Annotated in this window: 19 protein-coding genes; 10 read left to right on the forward strand and 9 right to left on the reverse strand. The window is 40.6% G+C overall.

Annotated features, from left to right (window positions below):
- The first annotated feature begins 203 nt into the window (after positions 1–203).
- Entirely contained in the window at positions 204–2810 is a 2607-nt protein-coding gene (gene clpB / locus DDV96_RS12780) for an ATP-dependent chaperone ClpB (RefSeq protein WP_116695165.1), read from the forward strand.
- Positions 2811–3002: 192 nt separating this feature from the next.
- Here the strand turns inward: clpB and DDV96_RS12785 are convergent, their stop codons facing one another.
- From DDV96_RS12785 to DDV96_RS12810, 6 genes are all read right to left on the reverse strand, one after another.
- Positions 3003–6035, reverse strand: a complete 3033-nt coding sequence (locus DDV96_RS12785) for a hypothetical protein (protein ID WP_116695166.1) — start codon at positions 6033–6035, stop codon at positions 3003–3005.
- Between the two features lie 98 nt (positions 6036–6133).
- Positions 6134–6979, reverse strand: coding sequence for a hypothetical protein (locus tag DDV96_RS12790; protein WP_133240848.1), 846 nt, complete (start codon positions 6977–6979; stop codon positions 6134–6136).
- Between the two features lie 206 nt (positions 6980–7185).
- Entirely contained in the window at positions 7186–7551 is a 366-nt protein-coding gene (locus tag DDV96_RS12795) for a DUF4870 domain-containing protein (RefSeq protein WP_116695168.1), read from the reverse strand.
- Between the two features lie 186 nt (positions 7552–7737).
- Positions 7738–8562, reverse strand: coding sequence for a hypothetical protein (locus tag DDV96_RS12800; protein WP_133240849.1), 825 nt, complete (start codon positions 8560–8562; stop codon positions 7738–7740).
- A gap of 105 nt (positions 8563–8667) precedes the next feature.
- Positions 8668–9531, reverse strand: a complete 864-nt coding sequence (locus DDV96_RS12805; RefSeq protein WP_116695170.1) for a DUF4412 domain-containing protein — start codon at positions 9529–9531, stop codon at positions 8668–8670.
- Positions 9532–9974: 443 nt separating this feature from the next.
- Complete coding sequence (locus DDV96_RS12810) at positions 9975–10160, reverse strand: CsbD family protein (protein ID WP_116695171.1); 186 nt, start codon at positions 10158–10160, stop codon at positions 9975–9977.
- A 197-nt stretch (positions 10161–10357) separates the two neighbouring features.
- Between DDV96_RS12810 and DDV96_RS12815 the strand changes: the two genes are divergently transcribed.
- Positions 10358–10882 carry a SixA phosphatase family protein gene (locus DDV96_RS12815; protein ID WP_240607723.1) on the forward strand — a complete coding sequence of 175 codons (525 nt, stop codon included), beginning with the start codon at positions 10358–10360 and terminating at the stop codon, positions 10880–10882.
- Here DDV96_RS12815 and DDV96_RS12820 read toward each other — a convergent pair.
- A complete protein-coding gene (locus DDV96_RS12820; protein WP_116695172.1) occupies positions 10869–11648 on the reverse strand; it encodes a DUF6503 family protein in 780 nt (259 codons plus the stop codon). The two genes, DDV96_RS12815 and DDV96_RS12820, sit on opposite strands and share 14 nt — an antisense overlap.
- Positions 11649–11713: 65 nt before the next feature.
- Here DDV96_RS12820 and smpB point away from each other — a divergent pair, with 65 nt between their 5' ends.
- Positions 11714–12205 carry an SsrA-binding protein SmpB gene (gene smpB, locus DDV96_RS12825; RefSeq protein WP_240607724.1) on the forward strand — a complete coding sequence of 164 codons (492 nt, stop codon included), beginning with the start codon at positions 11714–11716 and terminating at the stop codon, positions 12203–12205.
- 159 nt (positions 12206–12364) lie between these two features.
- The gene (locus tag DDV96_RS12830) at positions 12365–14842 is read left to right on the forward strand and encodes a DUF5686 and carboxypeptidase regulatory-like domain-containing protein (protein ID WP_116695173.1); all 2478 of its coding nucleotides are present in this window, start codon (positions 12365–12367) and stop codon (positions 14840–14842) included.
- On the opposite strand, the gene DDV96_RS12835 is transcribed toward DDV96_RS12830, so the two are convergent.
- Positions 14839–15480: a protein-L-isoaspartate(D-aspartate) O-methyltransferase gene (locus tag DDV96_RS12835; protein ID WP_116695174.1), complete on the reverse strand. Its 642-nt coding sequence runs from the start codon at positions 15478–15480 to the stop codon at positions 14839–14841. The genes DDV96_RS12830 and DDV96_RS12835 overlap by 4 nt on opposite strands.
- A gap of 436 nt (positions 15481–15916) precedes the next feature.
- Here DDV96_RS12835 and DDV96_RS12840 point away from each other — a divergent pair, with 436 nt between their 5' ends.
- The 6 genes from DDV96_RS12840 to DDV96_RS12875 all read left to right on the forward strand — a co-directional run bounded on the left by DDV96_RS12840 (position 15917) and on the right by DDV96_RS12875 (position 24362).
- A complete protein-coding gene (locus DDV96_RS12840) occupies positions 15917–18406 on the forward strand; it encodes a M14 family metallopeptidase (protein ID WP_116695175.1) in 2490 nt (829 codons plus the stop codon).
- 1346 nt (positions 18407–19752) lie between these two features.
- Entirely contained in the window at positions 19753–20313 is a 561-nt protein-coding gene (locus tag DDV96_RS12850; protein WP_116695177.1) for a hypothetical protein, read from the forward strand.
- 505 nt (positions 20314–20818) lie between these two features.
- A complete protein-coding gene (locus DDV96_RS12860) occupies positions 20819–22033 on the forward strand; it encodes a hypothetical protein (RefSeq protein WP_116695178.1) in 1215 nt (404 codons plus the stop codon).
- A 566-nt stretch (positions 22034–22599) separates the two neighbouring features.
- On the forward strand, positions 22600–23217 hold the full coding sequence (locus tag DDV96_RS12865) for a class I SAM-dependent methyltransferase (RefSeq protein WP_116695179.1): 618 nt from the start codon (positions 22600–22602) through the stop codon (positions 23215–23217).
- A 320-nt stretch (positions 23218–23537) separates the two neighbouring features.
- A complete protein-coding gene (locus DDV96_RS12870; RefSeq protein ID WP_116695180.1) occupies positions 23538–23978 on the forward strand; it encodes an SRPBCC domain-containing protein in 441 nt (146 codons plus the stop codon).
- 12 nt (positions 23979–23990) lie between these two features.
- Entirely contained in the window at positions 23991–24362 is a 372-nt protein-coding gene (locus tag DDV96_RS12875) for a DUF2200 domain-containing protein (RefSeq protein ID WP_116695181.1), read from the forward strand.
- A 47-nt stretch (positions 24363–24409) separates the two neighbouring features.
- On the opposite strand, the gene DDV96_RS12880 is transcribed toward DDV96_RS12875, so the two are convergent.
- Positions 24410–24919 (reverse strand): mechanosensitive ion channel family protein, encoded by a 510-nt coding sequence (locus DDV96_RS12880; RefSeq protein WP_116695182.1) that lies wholly within the window; start codon positions 24917–24919, stop codon positions 24410–24412.
- Positions 24920–25038 lie beyond the last annotated feature (119 nt).

The following is a 25038-nucleotide window of genomic DNA, read 5'->3' on the forward strand; positions in this document are numbered from 1 at the left end:
TTGAATAAGAGTTATGGGATTGCAATACAATTCCGGCGCTTCGATACAATCCCGAAGCGCTCCGCTTTCGGAATCACTCAGCAACCTTACTCTGTTTATGCTGATTAAAGAGGTGATTGAGTGGTTTTTGTTACAAGTGAAACTTGTAACGAAAAATGTATCGAAATCACCACGATAAATTGAAAAAATAAGATAACAATAATATGAACTTTAATAATTTTACCATAAAAAGCCAGGAAGCCATTCAGCAAGCGCAGCAAATAGCGCAGGGTTATGGCAACCAACAAATAGAGAACGAACACATTCTCAAAGCCATTTTTGAAGTGGACGAGAATGTAACCCCTTTTATCTTAAAAAAACTGAACGTAAACCTACCGTTGCTACAACAAGTATTGGATAAACAACTGGAAAGTTTTTCAAAAGTGGAAGGCGGTGATATTATGCTGTCCCGCGAAGCCGGTAAAACGGTAAACGAAGCCAGCATCATTGCCAAGAAAATGAACGATGAGTATGTTTCCATCGAGCATTTATTGTTGGCTATTTTAAAATCAAAGAGCAGCATTGGCCAAAGTTTAAAGGATCAAGGTGTCACCGAAAAAGGGTTGAAAGCCGCCATTGAAGAATTGCGCAAAGGCGATCGGGTAACTTCCCAAAGTGCTGAAGACACCTACAATTCATTAAATAAGTACGCCCGTAACCTTAACGAACTGGCCAAAGAAGGGAAACTCGACCCCATCATTGGCCGGGACGAAGAAATAAGACGTATTTTACAAATTTTATCGCGCCGCACCAAAAACAACCCTATGTTGGTAGGCGAGCCCGGTACTGGAAAAACTGCCATTGCCGAAGGGTTGGCACACCGAATTATTGACGGCGACGTTCCCGAAAACCTAAAGAGCAAATTGATTTTCTCCCTCGATATGGGTGCTCTTATTGCAGGTGCCAAATTTAAAGGCGAATTCGAAGAACGCCTCAAAGCCGTGATTAAAGAAGTTACAACAAGCGATGGCGATATTGTACTCTTTATTGACGAGATCCACACCTTGGTAGGTGCCGGCGGCGGACAAGGCGCAATGGATGCCGCTAATATTTTAAAACCGGCCTTGGCCCGTGGTGAATTGCGTGCCATTGGAGCAACTACGTTGGATGAATACCAAAAATATTTTGAAAAAGATAAAGCTTTGGAGCGTCGTTTTCAAAAAGTAGTAGTCGATGAACCCGATACCGAAAGTGCCATTTCCATATTACGGGGAATTAAGGAAAAGTACGAAACCCACCACAAGGTCCGTATTAAAGACGAAGCAATCATTGCCGCGGTAGAGCTTTCCGAACGTTACATCACCAATAGGTTTTTGCCCGATAAGGCCATCGACTTAATGGACGAAGCCGCTTCAAAACTTAGGATGGAAATCAATTCCAAACCCGAAGAATTGGATGTGTTGGACCGAAAAATCATGCAGTTGGAAATTGAGATCGAAGCGATTAAACGTGAAAAAGACGAAACCAAGCTGAAATCACTTCGCGCCGACCTCGCCAATTTAAAAGAAGAACGCAACGAGCTGAACGCCAAATGGCAAAGCGAAAAAGAAGTGGTGGACAACGTACAGAATCTGAAACAGGAAATCGAAGACCTAAAGTTGGAGGCTGAACGTGCCGAACGGGAAGGTGATTTTGGCAAAGTAGCCGAACTGCGCTACGGAAAAATAAAAGACGCGCAGGAAGCCCTGAGCAAATTGGAAACCCAATTGGCCGAAAACCAAAGCACCAGTTCGTTAATAAAAGAAGAAGTCACTAATGACGATATTGCAGAGGTAGTTGCAAAATGGACAGGAATTCCTGTAACAAAAATGCTGCAAAGCGAACGCGAAAAGTTATTGAAATTAGAGGATCAACTGCACAAACGTGTAGTAGGCCAAGAAGAAGCTATTATTGCCGTGAGCGATGCCATAAGACGTAGCCGCGCCGGATTGCAAGACGAGAAAAAACCAATTGGTTCGTTCTTGTTTTTAGGAACCACTGGGGTGGGTAAAACCGAATTGGCGAAAGCCTTAGCAGAGTATTTGTTTGATGATGAAAGTGCGATGACCCGCATCGATATGAGTGAATACCAAGAGCGCCACAGTGTGAGCCGTTTAGTTGGAGCACCTCCAGGGTATGTTGGTTATGATGAAGGCGGACAATTAACCGAAGCCGTCCGTCGTAAACCGTATTCGGTTGTGTTGCTTGATGAAATTGAAAAAGCACATCCCGATACATTCAATATTCTGTTGCAAGTATTGGATGAAGGTAGGTTGACCGACAATAAAGGTCGTGTGGCCGATTTCAAAAACACCATCATCATTATGACCAGTAATATGGGCAGCCATATTATTCAAGAGAAGTTTGAAACGGTAAAAGACCCAGACACCGCCATGGAAGGCGCCAAACTGGAGGTCTTAGGTTTGCTGAAACAACAGGTACGTCCTGAATTTTTAAACCGGATAGACGATATCATCATGTTCACACCATTGACCCGAACCAACATCAAGGAAATTGTAGGGTTACAGCTGAAAGGTGTTTCAAAAATGTTGTCAAAACAGAACATTACCATAGATGCCACGGAAGAAGCCATCGCCTATTTAGCCGAAAAAGGATTCGACCCACAATACGGGGCGCGACCTGTAAAACGGGTCATTCAACGGGAAGTGCTCAACGAACTTTCCAAAGATATCCTTGCCGGCAAAGTAACGACCGATAGCATCATCTTGATCGACAGTTTTGAAGATGGGCTCGTTTTCAGAAATCAAACAGACCTTGTAGAAGACAATTGAACTAGCTTGGAGCTTGCCTAATTTCTGAACCCGATTAATCGGGACAGCATTAAAAAGTTCCGTTTTATAATTGATTGGTTAGTTGAAAGCACCCCGGAAGTAATTTTCGGGGTGTTTTTTTAATTATGAATAATAAGACAGAAACCCCAAAGATTTTGAAAACCTTTGAGGTTTGGTTGTAAAATTTTCGCCTTAACAAGATACAAACGAATAGTTTCCACCCATCATACCGATTAAGTTTTCCACTCCCGCCATGCCTTCTCCCACGGGACCGAGGCCCATATAAAGGATTTCTTTGTAAATATTGCAGGCCAAGGCTTGCATGGCTTTTGCAATTTCATCGTCCATACCGGCAGTATCCATAATAATTATAGCCTGTGAAGCGAGAGCATAAAGCTTTACGAGCGTCACGCTATATGCCGCCACCACACCCAAGGCCAAACCGCCACCGGCGGCCATAATGCCCAGGTTTATTCCAGAAATAACCCGTTGGTAATCATCGATCACGGTTTGCAACCCTTCAAGTTGTTCTTTTATATTTTCGCCGCCGCCACCCGTCATATTGGGGAGAATACCATACAGCTCTCCATACTTATGATCGATGCTCCAAAAAGCTTTCTTTTTTGTCGAAGCATCAAAGAAATTGAGTTTGCCTCCCCTAAATAAATACTCCCTAAAGTAAGTATAGTCCTCACCCAAGGATTTTGAAGTATATTGATCAGTATCGGGCAGGTTTTCACTGAATTGTAAGGGCTCCCCTTTTAATTGTGAATAGGTGCTCACAGGAAAATACCTTCCTTCCAACAGGGCCAACTGGGCGGTTTTTTGTGCATTGGCCCGTATCCATCCTTTACCGCTTCGGGTCAAGGTTCGGTATTGGGAGGTACGGAGGTAATCAAAAGATACGTGTGAGGTTTCGGTGAACAATGCCGGTTTGAATTTTAAAATGCCTACGCGCATCCCATTAACGTAGGTAGCAGTTTCTTCATTGACCGATTCTTGTATCGGTTGCATCATGCTCAACAATACCGATGGATAATCGAACCCACCTTTTTCAAAATTCTCAGCGGCGGTCTGGGTTTCGCCTTTTAGATACGGTTCCATCCAGTTGCGGGTGCTCAAAAGGGCTTTTAGGTATTCTGAAAACCGCACCGAAGTGGTAGCCCCTGCTTTTTCAAAAGCAATGCTCAAATTGCCCAACAACATTTCGTGTACCTCATTGGCCATCTGTTTGGTAGGAGGTTCGGAATATTGAAGGGTTTTGTTATATCCAGCTAAAATACGGCGCTTCACACCTTGTCTGCCAACTTTGATATCAAGGTAGAGCCCCACAATGCGTTTTCCCACTGCCTGTTCAACACCTTTTGGAAAGGAATATGAATCGGTTGCAGTGATCGACGTTTCAAAAAGCGAAACGTGAACCTGATGTTCGCCTTCCTTCTCAAATGTATTATAGCTAAACACATAAGGAGCCAGTTCCATTTCACCTAAAATAGTTGAAACTTCCGCGATAACAGCTTCTTGATCGGATGCAGAAATTTCGGTTATGGCGATATTCTCTCTTATTTTATCATAAAAAAACGTGTCATCGTAAACATTTAAATAAATTATGGGCGGGCCGGCTTCATAAACGTCCTTATATTCCGGTTGGTAGGTATCGTTGTTGTGGCCATCGGTTGCATAGAGCACCAAGTCGTTGCTGGTTTGGGCAACCTTTAGGTGAGTGGTGTAAACGTTAGAACCCGTTTTCATCAGTTCAATTAAGACATTGGGGTACAATTCACGGATCTTTCCCTGCATTTGGTTCAAAAATTTCTGAATGCCTTTACCCCTGTATTCACTAGGCATGCTCATAGAGGTATCATACACCAAGAGGATTTTGGGTGCTATCACGTTTTTACGAAGCATCCCTCGAACGCCCGTTTCGTTATCTTGAATTTTAAAATTACCGGCAGCAAGCCCTTCAACGATATTGCCATCTGCATCTTTTGGCAGCAGTTCCAATTCAACATTGGGGAACACTTTGGGACGGGCTTTAACCGTTAAGGACCTTACTTGGTCTGGATTTCCCGCTGGTTTACCTTGGGCGGTTTCTTCGGAAAAAAGAACAGCCTCCTTAAAAATATTTTCGCCTCCCAAGGTTATGGGGTCGCCCACAAAGGAGCGTTCTTGCAAATATTCCACATCTTTGTCGAGATCCTGAAGCGCAATGCTGGGAGTAAAGGTATTTATGCTGTTGATGCTTTGTGTAGCTTGTTCCTCAAAGGTCAAATTGTTTAAAAACTGAAGTTTCAATTGGTTGCCCACCAGTTCGGAAGCCTTGTAGGTTGCCGAAAGGATTTCAGTTTCTTCCCGCATATCGAAAGAATTGGTTGTTTTAATTGAAAGGGAAACATCAAAATCGTCTTCTTTGAACTCCTTGAGATCATAAGCTTTTTGGGCTTCGTTGGCCGGATGCAGCATGCCGTATTCCACCGATGGATCGAAAAGATGCAGATACACCTCTTGTTCTTTTTGTTTAAATGCCACGCCGGGAACATTTCGGTTTGAAAAGTAAAATTTGCTTTCCCGGTCTTCTTTTCGGTGCTGTGGCTCGGTTGTATCCAATAGATTATTTGCTAACGCTTTTGCTTCTGCAACCACATCGGGCATGGGCTTGAAATTTCCTTGATTTTCATCAGCTCCCAATGCTTTTTGCCACTTGCGGTATTGGTTGCTGCTTACCGGTATGCTGAATGTTGGTTCGTTTTTTCTGAACAGGATTTCTTTGGCTTTTTCTTTGTCGAGCGCAATATGTTCTCGTACAGTTCGGGCTTCAAAACCGGCATCGATGAGCATGTTCTTTAAAATTTCGGCTTTTTCCCTTGGCGTGGCCATTCCGCAACGTAAACCTTGTTCAATACCGTACATCGTGCCATAGCCTATTCGTCTTAGGTATTGGTTGTCACTTGGCAACAACAACAGTTCTTCCCGCACAAAATCGAACATCGCTTTGGGGTCTTTTTGCTGCACCAGGCGGTCCCGTTTTGCTAAAAAATTATCCGAACTATGAGAAAGGGCGTATCTCATTTCTTCCCAGGTTTTAAATGGCTGCATTCCTGTGCCTTCGGGAATAGTTATGGTTTCTCCAGAATCACAAGCTTGAAACATAGGCAAAAGATATACGCCTGCACTGGCCAGCATTATTTTTTGAAAGAATTCCCTTCGGGAGGCATCATATTTCATAATTGTTGAAAAATTTTATCTATAGTTAGTTGAGTTTTTTTAATTGATAACCCCCCAAAGGTGTTGAGAACCCTTGAGGTTTAATGGTCCAAGTCGTTTCAATGCGCTTTAAAAACCCATTTTACATCGTCGGGCAATGAGGGTGACACTTGGTGTTTTTTTGCTTTGTAATATGGTACGCGCCCTACCAGCTGATTTTCTATGATTTCGGTTTTTACATAATTCCATCCTTGGTTGAAGGATAGGTCGTATATATCTGTAATGGCTATTTGTTTGGTGGTTTCGGCATTATCGGTTGCTTCAATGTTCCTGTTACAAACCGCGTAAGCGCCTGTGTTGGCATCGGCATACCAAAATTGCAGTCGATATCCTGAATGACCGTGGTATTTGCCAAAAGGCGAATTATTATATACCTGTTGCCTTGAAGTTGCCAAACTAAGCAGCCCAATTTCATTTTCATTCTTCCGGATGCTGAAAAAGGCAGAAACCAATCCGGTTTTTGGTGCTTTGTACTCTGTCGTTACAGCAGCAGTGCCTTCGCATTTAAAAAAGTCAGCAATTGGTCTATCCGTCTTTACCGAGGCGGGCAGGTTAAACCCGAAGGTGCCATCGGTTTGAAATCGCCCGATTTCAATTTCTTGTTTATTGCTTCTCTTATAAGGTTGGGTAACCAAAAAAATGGTTGCTGCACCGTGCTTCCAGCTTTCAAACTTTTTTTGATTGGTTTTGGTGATGGTATATTTTTTTAGATGTGCATTTGATTGATTTAATGATTTTGATTTTTTGGCCGATACTTTAAAGTCTGCCTGTCCATTGCTTTCTATACCAGGAGCACCTAATTTAGTTTCATGAGTAACATTATCTTCAATTAAGATTTCAGTGGAGCCTGTGTCTTTGCAGCCCATTATACTCAGGACGAGCATAAGTTGAAATAAAGTTTTCATATTCTTATATTTATTGTTCAACCTCCTGATTAAAAATTTAAGTTTCTGTATCAGCGTAAACATTTTTAAGAATAACTGCAAAGCATAGTATTTGGGGAGCTATTACAATAGTTCTATAATCTGTGAGTATTTTAACTGTAAAGGTTTGTTGCCAAAACCTGCTCGATCGCTCGTTTTTAAACAGGCCTGTATTTTTCTAATTATATTTAAATGCTTTTAAACCACTCTTCAAACTTTTTACCCAAAAACGGCAGCGGTTTCCTTTTTTCGTTCATGGCATTGATCAATCCCATGACCCACATATAAATAAGCAACAGGGTTCCTAAAACACTTACGATCCATCCTAAAATAGGGATAAGGCCAATAACGCCCAAGGCTAACCCAGCCGCGGCCAGACCAATGGATTGGCGAATATGATAGGCTCCAAATTCACTTTTTTTGTCGTTGTTCATCACATAAGCGATAATGAGGCCTATAATGGTTAGGTAAGAAATAACGGCAATGGTCTTGCCTTCGTTGGTGTTCACTGTTTCTTCTGTATTGGTTGCTGTGTTTGTTGGTGTGCTTTCCATAATTTGAGTTTAGTTGATTTTTAAAACGACAATACCCCTGCCTTGTTAACCTCGGGGATTATAGACCGGCTCCTCTTCCAGTCTATAACCCTTTTTAAGTCCCTTACACTTTTGAGAGACAGGGGGTATTATCGTTTTTTCCATATTTATTAGTTTGTTTTTTTTGTGCTGTTATCAGTATTCATATTATAAGCCTACGCTTACCCATTTATCGATAAGAAGGGATTTTTTTTCAACTTCTTGGTAATAAACTTTTATGCTGACTGGCTTGGTATCGTCTCCTTGTTTCACTAAAAATTCGTTGGGCCTGTTGTTTACCTGTGTTTTCTCATTGGCTGTTTTAAGGGCTTGGGTTTCCGGTTCAATGCGGGTAATGGCAACTGGGGTTTCGGTTTCAGGGAAGGTGTAAAAAATGTATTTTGACCCGTCATGAGTCATGCTGCTGTTGTTTTGAATGGGCACTGAAGCCCCCAGTAATCGCGCTGTGGGATCGCTTGCCAATGCGTTGAAGGTAACCTTGGTTGATTTTTCATCACCAACTACTTTTTGGGTATATCCTATTTTCATTTTTACATGAACTTTGGTGGCTTTGGGCGAAGGCACTACCATTTGTGATTTGAGGGTCGCTTTAAACCCTAAGGTATCGTACATTTTTTTCCACTGGTCTGGCCGGATAAACCCTTCTGTACGTGTTGAAAACCGATAGTGCCCTTCTTTTGCCAAACGTTCGGTTTCTTCTTCGTAAGCTTGTACTTCTTTTTCGTGGGCCTTTAGCAAGTCTTTTCCTGTATCGTCCTTCAGTTCGAGTAACTCGGTATTTTGAGGGTCGATGGCCGAAAAACCTTCTGTCTGTACCCAAAAATCAACTTCAAACTTATTGTCTGAAAAGGTTTCGCCAGGAATTTCCTTTTCGACTTCCATGCGGATGGTTTCCACTTTTTGGGAATACAGATTGACAGCAAACAATACTGTTAACAACACTGTTGTAACTACGTTGCGTTTATACATCATATATTAATTTTCAAGTTTACTACTTATTACACTTTTTGGCTTTAAACGTTGTCCGGTTTGTATTTTGATTATACGAAATTTTGTCAACCGTTTTATTTACGGTATTTACATGCCTTGATAATCGGCCTTTTCAATGGTAAATGGTTTTTTCTCTAGCGAGGTGCAAATCATGTGCATATGGTCTCTTTTTCGCTTGTTTGAGGTGTACTCCATTTCCATCATCAACGAGTTTTTACCAAACGGTATGGAGGCAGTATTCATGTTTTTCTGCATTTTTTCAAGATTAGCAAACATTCCTACAAAACTTACCGGTGCTTCGTTGGTAATGTAGATTTTAGCTGTTCCATCTTCTTGCTTTACCAAATACCCTTTGCACTTGTACCCTAATATCGTCTTGCCGGGCAATGGCGTAATATTGGCCATGTTTTGAGCGCTGTTTTCCCCATTTTGTGACTTTTCAATCATTTTTTGCATTTCTTCTTCTAAAGGAATATCCATTCTCATGGCCATTTTTTGGCCGTTGTTGTCCATAAAGGTTATCATAGCTTGGTTTTCCATATCGTACACAATAACACTATTGGTTTTTTGGTTGGGCATGGCGTTGCCAAAGTAACTGGTGTTCGGCGCTATATAATACTGTAAGGTCATTTCTTCTTTCTTGCGGGAGGTCAACGTCATATCCATCACGTACTCAAACTCATACGCATCGGGAAGGCCTTCCAAACCGCCTCCAAAAAGTGAGGTACGATTTTGTTGCGTTTTTGTTTTTCCTTTTTTACCGTCGCCTTTTATTACTCCGTCAATGGTTTTATCGGTTGTTTTGGAGACTTCCCGGTCGGTTTTATTGAGCACGGTTCGCTCCACGGCGTTTTCGGCGCGTTTTTTCAGTTTTTTAAAAAATTGTGCGTTGGTAGTGCCACAAATTGCCAAGGCAAAAAATACGGTGAGGAGGGTTTTTAAAGGTTTCATAATTTAAGTTTTTAAGGGTTACTTATTTTGGTTTTCTAAAACTACCGTTGCTTGATTATTTTGGCTATAACGTATGTAACAAAGTATTGTACTTATGTAACATACCCTTGCAAATCGTGTGTTTGCAGCCACTGACAATTATAAACGTCATGGTCATTCACGGTAGGACTGTTATAGTTTATGACAAACTTAAGGCTATAGAATTAAATTATAGAAGGTAATACCTTGAAATGACATGGGGCTTTTAACCCTATTTTGTACAGAAAAAAGAAGTAATTAAAACTGTTGTTTGAAATAAAAGGGTTCTCATTGTATTTAGACACCTGTTAGAAAATAGTATGTCCATAATCTTTCTAAAGTGGGGAGAAATTAAAAGAAACTCATAAAAAAAACCGCCTACATTACTGCAAGCGGATTCTAACTGTTGTGATACGGAAAGTGATTTACCAGCTATCGATTTCTTTTTTGATGTCTTCTTTAGCCTTACCGGTCTTTTCTTGGATTTTACCCACCATTTCATCGTACTTACCTTCAGAAAATGCTTCCTCATCGTCCATTTCAACACCGTATTTTTGCTTGGCGTTTCCTTTAATCTGGTTCCACTTTCCTTTTATTTGATCTGTGTTCATAATAATTTGTTTTTAAAGTTAATAGAATAAAGATAAGTTGAATGGCACAGGATTTTACATAAGAGATTTATAAAGTTTCTTGATATATCGTTATTTTATAGCTAAAATTTCTTAAAAAGTGTTATTTTACCAATAGACGTGAGATAGAAGACTGATGATTTGGTTTTTATATAATTACTTCAGAAAAAATAGAAAACATGAAAAAGATAGTACCACTTTGTATTTTACTTATATTACTGTATTCCTGTGCTGATATGAAACCACCTAAACCTGAAACCGAGATCCCTGAAATATCCACCTATTACTTTATTCGCCACGCCGAAAAAGACCGGAGCGACCCCAACAACGAAGACCCAGACCTCAACGAAGACGGCATCGCCCGTGCCGCTTTATGGACCAAGGTGTTTCAGAATATAAAATTTGACGAAATTTATTCCACGGAATATAAACGCACGCAACAGACGGTCTCGGCCATTTCGTTACAGAGCGATGTGAAATTGACGCCCTATTCAGCCGATAACCTGTACAGCGAAGATTTTAAAATGCGCACCCAAGGTAAAACGGTCTTGGTGGTTGGCCACAGCGATACCACGCCACAGTTTGTCAATAAAATAATTGGTGAAGACCGGTATCCCGACATAGACGACGCCGATAACGGCAGCCTATACATTGTTACTGTGGTAGGCGACAAAACAAAAGTACAACTGCTTACCATTGATTAAGCAGTTTCACTTCTATGTTTTCATTTTCAATCTTGGAAAGCAGCGGTAATTTATTTTCCTCAAAAAGATCATCAAGTTGAGAAAGTGGCGTACTTAAATCATCGGTTTTATAATTATTGTAATCTACAAAGCGAATGCCTTCCACCCGTCTGGGGTTGTACGCTTCCCTAAAACGGATGCCACCACCATTGGTTTCATAACTGTACGCTAAGTAATCTACCGTAAAATCATCTTGGTGCACCCAGTACATAAACTCATCGTCATGATCGGTGCCACCGCCTTCTTTTTTAAAGGTTACTTTTATTTCGTAATACGGTTCGCCTTTAACCGTATCGGTGCCGATTAATTTTTTTTGAACAGCAGGGGCATTCAATCCATACGGCAATTGCGCAAAATAATGCACTGAGTTTACGCTATTGCCCAATTTTAAAGCCGTGGTATCTGCCAACTCCAATTTAATGTCATTTACCCAGCGCGTAAAGCCAAAATTGGACAATTGGTCGCGGGTTACGTCCACAGAGTCCTTGGTGATGCGCTCTAACTCGTATTCACCATCAAAACGCTTGCTCTTATAGGCTTTGTCCCGAAAGGTGAACGCTATTTCAGCACGGTCACAATTGCCGTTGCAGGCCTTGTCGATGGCCTTGTCTATAATGGCTTGGGCCGTTATACTTTCTTCGGAGGCAGTATCTCCATTTGTTTTATCTTTGGAATCTTTACACGCCACTGTCAAAAGAAGCAATAAAAGGAAGGCTACATTTTTCATCACGGTGTTTTATACCAAAAGTAAGCAATAGCTCGCAAAACTTATGATAGTTTTAAAAGGATAGTATGTTAAACTTGTTATTTTTGTGGTCTATGGCACTTCAGAAAAACGTAAATATAAAAAACCGCAAGGCGAGGTTCGAATATGAAATCTTAGATACCTACATCGCCGGTATTGTCTTGGCAGGAACCGAAATCAAGGCAATACGTGAAGGGAAAGCCTCCATTGCCGAAAGTTTTTGCGAGTTTCAGGACAACGAACTGTACGTGATCAATATGACGGTGATGGAATACTCGCATGCCACCAGTTTTAACCACAACCCCAAGAGCGAGCGCAAACTGCTCTTAAACCGGAGCGAACTTAAAAAACTGGAAAAAGAAGTAAAAAACACAGGTTTGACCATCATTCCGTTAAAATTGTTCACCAACGACCGCGGCCTGGCCAAACTGCATATAGCCCTATGTAAAGGTAAAAAGCAATACGACAAGCGCGAAGCCATTAAAAAACGGGAAAGCAAACGTAATTTAAGCCGTATTAAGAAGGCGTTTAATAATTAGATGCTGGATGATGGATGATGGATGATGGATGATGGATGATGGATGACATTAATTTTGAAAACTGAATCGCTTTAATAATGGATTCTAATTTAAACTTAAAAATTGGTGCATTGCAGTAACAATCCAATTTCTTCCTCGTCTTTTAAGAAAACACGATCTATGACCAGATTTGTACTCGCCTTTGCCCTACTTTCAACCATCATATCGCAAGCTCAAATCGTTGGGAAAGTAACCGATACCAACAACAATCCGCTTCCTTTTGTAAACATATACCTCAAAGATTCCTACAAAGGTACGACTACCAACGATACCGGAAATTTTCGTTTGGATGTTTCCGAAGCCAATACATACGAAATCATTTTTCAGTTCTTGGGCTACAAAACAGTGACCAAAAACATTGACGCTACCTCTTTTCCGTACGTTTTAAATGTTACCATGGATGAAGAATCTGTCAGTCTTGACGAAGTGGTGGTTTCCAATACCGAAGATCCTGCCTACCGGATTATCCGCGAAACCATTGCCAAACGGAAAGAGAACCTTAAAAAACACTCCGCTTTTACGGCCGATTTCTATTCCCGGGGCATTTGGCGCGTAGAAGATTTACCCGAAAAAGTTCTGGGCCAAGAAATAGGCGATTTTGACGGCGCACTCGATTCTACCCGAACGGGGATCATTTACCTTTCGGAAACCATTAGCGAGATTGCCTATCGACAACCGGATGATTTTAAGGAAAAAATAATTGCCAGTAAAGTGAGTGGTAATGACAATGGCTTCAGTTTTAACAGTGCGCAGGACGCTAATTTTTCGTTTTATGAAAACACTGTGAACCTCAACGCTTCTATCGTGTCACCCATTGCCGACAATGCGTTAAATTACTACACCTATAAACTTGACGGCGTTTTTTACGAAGGCAACAAGCTCATCAACAAGATAAAAGTAACGCCAAAACGTCCAAAAGACCGCGTGTGGGACGGGTTTATCTATATTGTGGAAGACGATTGGCAATTGTACGGCGTGGAACTCAACACTACGGGTTCGGCCATTCAAGTGCCTATGGTCAACAAACTGCTGTTTAAACAGAATTTTAAATTTGACACTAAAACCGACAGTTGGGTAAAACGCTCTCAAACCATCGATTTTAGCTTTAAATTCTTAGGGTTTCAAGGCGATGGACAGTTTATTGCCGTGTATAGCAACTATGATTTTCAGCCGCAATTTTCTGAAAAATCGTTCACCAATGAAGTTTTGTTGTTTACTGAAAACGCCAATAAAAAAGACAGCCTGTTTTGGAAAGGCACACGACCTGTTCCGTTGACCGATGAAGAGTTGCGTGACTATGTAAGAAAAGACAGCATACAAGAACTTCGGAAATCGAAAACGTATTTAGACTCTGTGGATTCGGTCTCCAACAAAGTGAAACCATTGGATATTGTTACCAGCTATTCCTATAAAAACAGCTATGATAAATGGAGTGTAAGCTATGACGGTATTTTCCCTGGCATTAATTTCAATACGGTTCAAGGTTGGAATGCCAGTGCCGGGCTTCGGTATTTTAAATGGTATGATGAAAACCAAACCGAATGGCTTTCCATCTACGGCGATGCCAACTATGGAATTTCAGAAGATAGGCTACGTTTTACGGGCGGAATCACCAAAAACTTTAACCGCACCAACAGATTGCGTTTATCGCTTTTAGGCGGAAGTAAAGTACAACAATTTAATGCCGAAGCACCTATTTCGCCTATTGTAAACACCGTTTCCAGTCTTTTCTTTGAACGGAATTATATGAAGCTGTACGGATTAAATTACGCCAAAGCTGCCTACAGTCAAGAACTGTTCAATGGACTACGGATTTTTACCAATTTCGGCTACGAACAACGGAAACCGCTGTTTAACACTACCGATTATGTAACGATACCCAACGAGGATGTTTCTTACACTTCGAATAATCCCCTTAACCCCTCAGATTTTAACAATGCTGCTATTGACGAGCACCATATTTTTAAAACGGGCGTTCGGGCCGATATAACCTTTGGTCAAAAGTATATGACGTACCCTGATGGAAAATACAATTTAGGAAATACTAAATATCCCGCCTTGTCCGTGACTTTTGAAAATGGTTTGGGGGCATCAAATGACGATTATAATTACAGCCAGTTGCGTGCTAGTTTATCACAAAACATCAATACCGGCACCAAAGGCGAATTTGCCTATAATTTAAAAGCCGGGACGTTTTTTAATGCCGAAAACATCAGTTTTGTAGATTATCAGCATTTTAACGGTAACCAGACACGTCTCGGGACTTCTTCAAAGTACACCAATGTATTTAACCTATTGCCCTATTACCAATTGAGTACCAACAAAAGCTATTTTGAAGGACATTTGGAACACGATTTTAAAGGTTGGATCCTCGGAAAAATACCCGGCATTAATCAGTTGAACTTTAATTTGGTGGCTGGAGCGCATTTACTGAGTATTGACAACAACAAACCGTACAGCGAGTTTTCAGTAGGGATCGATAACCTCGGTTTTGGCAACTTTAGGTTTTTACGGTTGGATTACGTTCGGTCGTATTATAATGGCCGCAGTGATGGCGCCTTTATCTTTGGGCTGAAGTTTTTAGGCTTTATAGATTAATTTTTATCCTCCAACAACGGTACAAACCGAAACGCACCGTGTTCTTCTTTCTCAAACTCTTTTTCCGATGTACGGGTGAAAACGGTCATAATCTGGTTTTCTTCCCCTACCGGAATCACTAATTTACCGCCTATTTTCAATTGTGCCATTAACGGTTTGGGCACATAGGGTGCGCCTGCGGTGACGACAATACCATCGTAGGGGGCTTCTTCTGGCAAGCCTTTGTATCCATCGCCAAATATCAATCGTTTGGGCCGGTAGCCCAGCTTTGGTAAAAAGCGCTTTGTTTTTTTAAAGAGTTCGTTTTGGCGTTCTATGGAAAACACCGTGATCCCCATTTCCAATAAAACAGCCGTCTGGTACCCACTACCAGTCCCTATTTCCAATACTTTATCGCCTTTTGAAACCTCCAAAAGCTCAGTTTGTCTAGCTACCGTATAGGGTTGTGAGATGGTTTGGTCTGCAGCGATGGGAAATGCTTTATCCACATAGGCATGTTCAATAAAGCCTGAATCCATAAACAAATGCCGAGGGATGGCATTGATGGCTTCCAATACGGCTTTATTTTCTATTCCTTTGGCTTTTAAGGTTTCCACCAACTGTTTTCGCTTGCCTTTATGGGTATAAGTATCTTTCACTGTACATTGGGTTTATCATTACAAATTAAAGAACTTTTTACACTTTAAAGAACAATCCCGGCCTTATCTTTTATGAAAGTTATGCTCTTGAAATTTTAAAGCATCGGTGATTGGACACTTTTATTGAGCATCTGGAATCAGTGTCTTCGATACTAATTTGTGATCCCTAAGGGGCTCCCAAATTCACTCAGACACCAAAACATGATAGTGTTTTTTATTGTTACAGCCTAGAGCCGGGGTTTCGGTACAAATCTGTAATCCTTGCCAGGCTTACAAATTCACTCAACCGCCTTTACTTTTTTTATACAGATGAGATGCGTTTTGGGTGATCGGTAAGGACAAACAAAATTGTATCGAGACGCAACACCTAGCATCCAGCATCCAACTATTTCTATAAATTCAACTATCTTTAGCCTTTCAAAAAAACACCTAATTCATGACAACCCGTTTTACACTCCTCTTTTTATTTATTTCAGCTATATCGTTGGCGCAGCTTCAATCGCCTTCTGAATTTTTAGGTTATCCGCTTGGCACTCAGTTTACCAGAAATGCCGATGTGGTCGATTATTTTGAGCACGTGGCCAAAAACAGCAGTATGGTGACCTATCAGCCGTACGGAAAAACCTACGAACGCCGAACCCTTAGCTACGCCGTTATTTCTTCAGAAGAAAACATCAAGAACTTAGAAACCATCCGTTTGAACAACCTGAAGAGCATCGGGCTTCAGCCCGGTACTGCAAGTCCTGAAACCGCTATCGTTTGGCTAAGCTATAACGTACACGGCAATGAAGCTTCCAGTACCGAAGCGGCCATGAACACCCTCTATACGTTAATTACCGAAAAACAATCTTGGTTACAGAACACGGTTGTTATTATGGATCCTTCGGTAAACCCCGATGGGCGCGACCGATATGTAAACTGGTACAATCAAGTAAAGGCAACGCCCTATAACCCTGCGCAAGACGCAACCGAACACCACGAGCCTTGGCCAGGCGGGCGCCCCAACCATTACCTGTTCGATTTAAACCGCGATTGGGCGTGGGCGTCGCAAGTGGAAACACGGCAGCGTTTAAAGGTTTATAATCAATGGATGCCGCACGTTCACGTAGATTTTCACGAACAAGGCATTAACGAACCTTATTACTTTGCCCCTGCTGCCGAGCCGTTTCACGAGATTATCACGCCTTTCCAGCGGGAGTTTCAGACCAAAATAGGAAAAAACAATGCCCGGTATTTTGACGAGGAAGGCTGGTTGTTCTTTACGCGCGAACGTTTCGATTTGCTGTACCCCAGCTATGGCGACACCTACCCTATTTATATGGGCGCCATTGGGATGACGTATGAACAAGCGGGCCACGGACGGGCAGGCTTGGGCATCAACACCGATGAAGGGTTTGAGCTCACTTTAAAAGACCGCCTAACCCATCATACCACGACGGGGCTTTCCACCATAGAAGTGGCTGCGAACAATGCGGCGGCCTTAACTTCGGAATTTAAACAGTTCTTTACCCCTTCCAATTCAAAATACAAAAGCTACGTGCTTACCGGAAACGCCGATAACATTCATGCGCTGACCGAATTATTAGACACGCACGACATTACCTATGGTTTTAAAAATAACGGCTCGGTGAGCGGCTACCACTATGCCAATGGCGAGCAAGGAACAATAAAAGCTGACCCCGCCTTGGTGGTGAGTACCAATCAGCCAAAAGGGAGGATGGTAGAGGTGTTGTTTGAGCCCAAAACAAAACTTTCCACGCCGGTAACCTATGATATTACTGCGTGGAGCCTTCCATATGCGTATGGGTTGGATGCCGTGGCGAGCACCTCTTTGGTTTCGGCAACTGCCAATCTGCCTGCTACTTTTAAAAGTAATGCCCCAGCTTTAAATGCAGCCGGTTATATTGCCAAGTGGGACAGTATGGACGATGCTGCTTTTCTGGCCGATTTGTTGAAACACGACATCCGCGTGCGTTTTTCAGAAAAGAAATTGCGCTTTAACGGCAATACCTTTGACCGCGGAAGTTTAATCATTACCCGAAGCGACAATAAAAGCAACAAAGAATTTGATACTACCGTAACCCAACTTGCCAACAAACACAAACGGAACCTGTACGCCTCGAACACCAGTTTTGCCGATACGATGACCGATTTTGGTTCGCCAGACGTTAAACTGATTAACAAGCAGCGCATTGCCGTGCTTCAGGGAGAGGGCACCTCGTCGTTGAGCTATGGGGCTATATGGCACTTTTTTGAGCAGCAATTACACTATCCTGTTACGGCTATCAATACCGATGATATTGGAACTATTAACTTAACCAATTACGATGTCCTGGTGATGCCCGACGGTTGGTACGGGCATATATTGAACGACGATACCTTTACCAAGTTAGAAGACTGGGTGCGCAAGGGCGGGAAAGTGATCGCCATAGGCCAAGCCGTGAGCCAGTTTGAAGGCAAGGACGGTTTTGCGCTACAACACACTAAAAACGATGCAGCAGAAGAAAACGGCGCGGCCACCCCAAACGATAACCTCACACCCTATGACCAGCGCGAACAGGAAAACACCAAGAACATGATTACCGGAAGTATTTTTAAGGTCACGATGGATCCCTCCCACCCGATGGCTTTTGGGTATGGCGATACTTATTTTAGTTTAAAATTGGGCAGCAGTGCTTACGGTTTTTTAGATTCGGGCTATAACGTAGGCTACATAAAAGGCGAAGCAACAAATGTTTCGGGCTTTGCAGGGGCCGATGCCAAAAAAGGGTTGGCCAATTCGTTGGTATTTGGGGAAGACCGTGTGGGCAACGGAAGTGTGGTGTATTTGGTGGACGATGTGCTGTTCCGGTCGTTTTGGCAGAATGGGAAGTTGTTGTTTGTAAACAGCCTGTTTTTTGTAAACAACAATGCATTTACGCTCTAAACCAACCGCTTAAAGCACGCTTTACGCTAAGCATTAGCCTGCAGACCACACGTTTTGCAGGCTTTTCTTTTGGTATGGTTGCGATTTGCTACGGACTTTGTTCGGGAAAGCGTGCATTTTTGGAAAATAGCCCCTACCCGTTCCCGAAGGATCCCCGAAGGAAACCCGAACAAAACCCCTGAAATTTAGAGTATTCTTTCCAAACATTGTCAATTGAATGCAAACGGATGCAACGGTCGTCATATACCGTTATACCTCTGCAACAGCTTGCAGGCTCGGTCAATGGCCGTCAATGGTCGTCAAAGGCCGTCATTTGCTGTCAATAAGTTGCAATTTATTGGAGGTTTTGATGACGTGTTGTAGCTTTGGGAATGCGGTATGGTTAGGTTTTGGACGCCTTTGATGGCACCCGGCTTTCGCGGATTGAAACGAAACCCTGCTTAATCCATGTAAGAGTTTGCCACTGCCGTACCCGAACCATAACCGAATCAAACCCGAATCAAACCCGAATCAAACCCGAATTAAACCCGAAGTAAACCCGAAGTATCTCTAGATGCACCCAAAATGGTTTTTAGGAGGTTTAAAAGATTAATTTATTGGATGGATAGTTGGGTGTCGAGGCATAAAACACCACTACTAACGGGGAAAAACAGCACTAAAAGCCAAGACCAAACAAACAGCATTTTGAGGTTTGGGTTTTTTGAGTATATTTGAAAGATACTTCCCTTTAATTAAATAAAATAAGAATAGGTTAAAAGCATAAAAGCTGCTCTTAGCATGCCAAATAAGGAAGATAAATGTAATATAACTGCTTATATAAACACGTTGAATTTAATTTGAACAGTTTTTGCTTTTTATCGCAATGGATTTGTTGGGAAAGGGATGGGCGGTGTTCCAGGGAAGGTTGAAAACCTTTCGCCCAAGTCTTTCGATTGCATCGTTGAAAACTGGTTTTCAGAACGTTGTAACGTACAAAGACTTGGCCAAGGTAGTGAAATAAAACGACAAAGTCAAGTGGTTTTATTGCCCTGCCCCTGAAACACCGAAAGGCACCGCACCAACAAAAACCCAAGAAAACGATCGCATAGCTCCGGCTATGCAACAGGTTCTCGGCATCCATTGAAATGCCCCAAAAGGCATTTTTAAAATGTCACGGTAAAAATGTCCAAACTCCGTTTTTATGAAGGTGGGCGCACCGGGGAAATAAAAACTAAACTCAACAGCGCCTAAAAACAATACCTGTCCTGCTTTTTTTGGAACAGACGGTGATTTAAAAAAAATAACCTTACTTTAGACGAGCGGATAGAACAGGAACTGTTTTTAGCCGCGAGACGTTGCCCACAATTATGAAAAAAATCCTGCTGACATTAACAATCGGAATTTTATTAGCGAGTTGCTCTGATAAGAAAGCTGAAATCAAAGCTGAAAATTCAGTTGATTTTGACGTGACTAAAAATGTTAATGAAGCTGAATTAAAATATGTCGATAGATGGAACCAAATTGAATTATCTCATACAGATGACAAATACGGCGAATGGGGCGGTGATACAGATATAATATTAGTTTATTCTGACGGAAAAAATTATTATGCGAAGTATGCTAAATATTTAGGTTCGTATGAACCACCAGAACCGCCAAAGGAAAACGAAGAAATTAAAAAATGGTATGAATACAAAAAGCTTGAACGAGGAATCGATAGTATTGAATTGAACAGTGAGCAAATTGAATTGATTGAAACTTCAATTTTGGAACTAACAAAACTGAAGATTAATTCAAAGTCATCTTTTTCTCATAGCGGAATTGTAAATAGAGTTATTTCAAGAGATTCAAGTTTAATCATAGAAGATTATCCTTCAAATAAGTGGTCTGAATTCCAAAAACTGAAAAACAGTATAATGAATAAATAACTGTGGGCAACACCGTATCCTATGAAAAGCACTAATCCTGTTCTTCAAAAATAATATTTTTATTTTAATTATCTCATAATGATGGTTTTGGGGTGTTGGAATGTTGAGAATCCTGAAAGATATTTCAAACCATATAACTTGCTCCGCATCTGCCTACCGGCAAGGCAGCCCCTATATGTGGCCGGCCTCTTTGGAATGATTTGCCCCTAAAAAAATTGGTGACACAGTGAATCTTCCAGCTCTGTTTGTGAATGTCGATGCCAATGTATGACTTTGGTTGGGCAGTGGGTGCAGTTTTTATACCCGCCTGCCAGACGGGCAGGTCTTATTGTTTTTAGAATACTTTAAAGGTATTGGATCTATTGCTTTTTTATTGATGCTATAATTCATTGCTAGTTATAGCCTACTTACGAAAGTCCTCGCGGATTTTCTATTCGGTTTTTATTTGCTAAATTAGGTACTTAAAGTACGCAACAAATCATATACAAACACGTTGGCAATAATTATGAAAAACACATTTTACATATTTGCAATCATCATTTTATTCACCTCTTGTAAAGAAGAAAAAAGAGTGATTGAAAAAATTGATTTTGAACCAAAATATAAATTATCATCTGAAATAGAGAATGATGTTGAAAAAGATACTGTTCCTTGGAAGTATCAAATTTCAGCTTCTAACTATGCTTTAAAAGGAGATTATAAAAATGCTTTAATTCAATGGGATTTGGCAATGGGAACAACAGAAAAAACCTTTTCAAAATCCCAGATAGATTCTATTAATCAGAAGTATTCGAAAATTAAAGCAAGTGAGTATATTATAGAAAAAGCAAAGGAGAATCAAGTAATTATTATTAATGAAGCTCACCACAATTCCTTTCATCGAGTATTTACAAAATCACTTCTTAAAAAGCTATTTGAAAATGGGTATAAAAATTTAGGACTTGAGGCATTAAAAAATAATGATAGTTTAATTTCAGCTCTTAATAAAAGAAAATACCCAACTCAACAAACGGGTTTGTATATCAAAGACCCTCAATTTGGCAATTTAGTTAGAGATGCCCTTGAAATTGGATATGAACTATTTGCTTATGAAAATATGGGGAAAGGAAGTGGGAAACCAAGAGAGATTGAACAAGCAAAAAATATTGAGAATGTAATCAATTCCAAACCAAATGAAAAATTCTTAATCCATTGCGGTTATGATCACGCCTTAGAGGGAAATCATAGCTCTTGGGAAAAAGCAATGGCTGGAAGATTAACTGAATATACAAACATAAATCCTTTGACTATTAATCAAGTATTTTATAGCGAGAAAAGTAAACCTGAATACAATCATCCTCTTTTAAAAGCATTAGATATTAAAGAATCGTCAGTATTGATTGACAAAGATAATAAACCATTGAGCTATCAACGTGGAAAGGCTTGGACTGATATAGCTGTGCTTCATCCAAATACAAAATATATTGATGATAGACCTAATTGGTTATTCGAAAATGGAAATAAAAACGTTTCTATTTCACTAACTGATATTCAAATTGAATTTCCAATTATGGTTTTAGCTTTTAAAAAAGGGGAAGATATAAATCTAGCTGTTCCAATTGATATCACAGAAGTTGAAAGTAAAAAAGATAACTGTAATCTCGGATTGAAAAAGGGAGTTTATGAGATTGTAGTTACAAATAAAAAACAGTCTTTTAAATTTGAACATAAAGTAAAATAACTATTGCCAACAACGTATCCTATGAAAAGCACTAATCCTGTTCTTCAAAAATAATATTTTTATTTTAATTATTTCATAATGATGGTTTTGGGGTGTTGGAATGTTGATAACTCCGAAGGATTATCAATATTTCAACACCATATAACTTGCTCCGCACCTGCCTACCGGCAAGGCAGGCCCCATATGTCATCGACCTTTTTTGAATGGCTTGTCACTAAAAAGACTGGTGCACAGTGAATATTCCAGCCCTGTTTGTGGATGTCAATGCCAATGTATAACTTAGGTTGGGCAGTGGGTGCAGTTTTCATACCCGCCTGCCGGACGGGCAGGTCTTATTCTTTTAGAATACTTTAAAGGTATTGGATCTACTGCTTTTTTATTGATGCTAAACCACAATTATAGCATCCCGACGCTTCGGGAGACTACCCCTCGGCTGCGCTCAAGACAAGCTAAATCCACTCGGAATTGCTAAAGCCTTGGTTTAAACCAAAAATTAGGTAACTTTAAACCTGTAACTGGCGGTTATACGCAACCGCTGGCAACAAGCTGAAAAAACGAACTCAACAATGACATTAGACAGAAAAAAACATTGGGAAACAGTATATGAAACTAAAAACCCAGACCAAGTAAGTTGGACTCAAAAAATACCGAAAACTTCGCTTGAATTTATACATTCATTCGGACTCAAAAAAACTGCGAAAATAATAGATATTGGCGGTGGAGACAGTAAACTTGTTGATTACTTGCTTGACGAAGGATTTGAAAATATTACCGTGCTTGACATTTCTTCTAAATCACTTGAAAAAGCAAAAAACCGACTTGGAGAAAAAGCAAGTAAAGTAAATTGGATTGTAAGCGACATTACAGAGTTTGAACCAAATATGACTTTTGATGTTTGGCACGACAGAGCAACCTTTCATTTTCTAACAACGACTGACCAAATAAAAAAATATATGAAAACTGCAAGAAATTGTGTAAACGGTTTCTTGACAATCGGCACCTTTTCAAAAAATGGACCAGAAAAATGTAGTGGCCTAGAAATAAAACAATACAACGAAAAAGAATTAACGGCTGAATTAAATAACGGATTTGACAAAATAAAGTGTATTACAGAAGACCATGTAACACCTTTTAACACAACCCAGAACTTCTTGTTTTGTAGTTTCAAAAGGCGATTGCACTGAATAAAAAGCCAGTGGTTAACCTTGTATCCTATAAAAAGCATTAGCTCAGTTCTTTAAAATTAGTATTTTTTTTTAAGTGAATATTTAAGATACTCGATTACTGCTTTTTCATTGATGCCAAACCACAATTATAGCATCCCGACGCTTCGGGAGACTACTCCTCGGCTGTGCTCAGGACAGGCTGAATCCACCCAGAATTGCTAACGACTTTGCTTAACCCAAAAATTAAGTAACTTTAAAACCATAATTGTGGTTATACGCGAGACGTTAGCACCAATTAGAACAGACTATGGGCTATTCAACACCTAAAGGAATTTTATATGAAACTAGAATCTAATGCTACTATACAAATTCAAAAACCGGTAGAGAAAGTTTTTGAAGGAATAGTTAATCCAGCCAAAATGACCAACTACTTCATTTCAGAAAGTAGCGGACAACTGGAAACAGGAAAAGATGTGATTTGGAAATTTCCTGAATTTCCTGAAAGGTTTCCTATAACAGACGTTAAGGTTGAAACAAACCGTTCCATTTCCTTTGTTTGGGATCCTGAAACCATTGTTACCATTACCTTAGAAAAATTACCCGACAATAGCACCATAGTTAGAGTAAACGAAAACGGAAAGGAACTTAATGATAAAAACCTGACATGGGCATTGGAAAATTCGGGTGGTTGGGCAAACTTCCTCGCTTGTATGAAAGCTTATTTAGAGTATGGGATACAACTGAGAAAAGGTGCGTTTGACTTTATGAGAAAGCAATAAAATGATATTAAAATGAAAGTAACAGCTAAAAAAAACAAACAAATTGCAACTATGACATTCGTATCTGTCTATCCTCACTATGTGACCAAGGTAGAAAAGAAAGGCAGAACAAAAGAAGAACTTCACCAAGTTATAGCTTGGCTAACGGGTTTTAATGAAAAGGATTTGCAAGAACTTATTAAGGAGGAGGCAACCTTTGAAACATTTTTTCAAAAAGCAAAATTACACCCAAACGCACATCTGATTAAAGGGGTTATATGTGGCTATCGAATTGAAGAGATTGAGGATGAATTTGAAATTTATCGACAGGTTCGGTATTTAGACAAGTTGGTAGACGAATTAGCAAAAGGTCGTAAAATGGAGAAAATTTTGAGGGAAAAATAGAAATAAAACGGGTGCCAATGAAAACAACCTGCGGACTATTCAGTTCCCTACCGCAACGTCCCTTCGGGAAATTGGACCTTACCGGGTGCTTCGTTTAGTTTGGGCAGGGCGTATTTTAGAATACGGTTTCGGCGGCCGGTGGTATCGGTGGGCTCCACGGGGTACGAAACCACTGCTTCCATCCAGGCGTATGTGTTGATCCTGAAATAGACCATGGGTTCCCATTCGTCGTTTTTATGGGTGGTAAGGTACGGGTACTGTTCTTTAAAGTCTTTTTGCTCTGCCTCCAGAAGACAGTTTTCCACAAATTTGAGATCGCTGGTGTAGGCTATTTGCAGTGGGGTTTCATTTCGGATAAAAGGCATTTGGGGACCGGAATAATTGGTCACTTCTTCTTTTAATATCAAACTGTTGGGAAACCGGATAACCCTGCCACTCCTTCTGTCGTTGCCCAAGTAATCGCCACTGCATTCCAGAATGGAGGTGTCCAAATAACTTATTTCTACCACATCGCCCCGAAACCCTTTTATTTGAATACGGTCGCCCACCAGATACATACGCTGAAAAACTGAAAGAGTTTTTTCTGCTATTGTATCCGAACAGAGAAATATAAAAATTTATTAGAAAATAAAAATTAATGTCCGTAGATTTGTCCGTGTACGTAAAAGTGTCCGCA

The organism is Marixanthomonas spongiae, from assembly GCF_003095375.1.
Classification (GTDB): domain Bacteria; phylum Bacteroidota; class Bacteroidia; order Flavobacteriales; family Flavobacteriaceae; genus Marixanthomonas; species Marixanthomonas spongiae.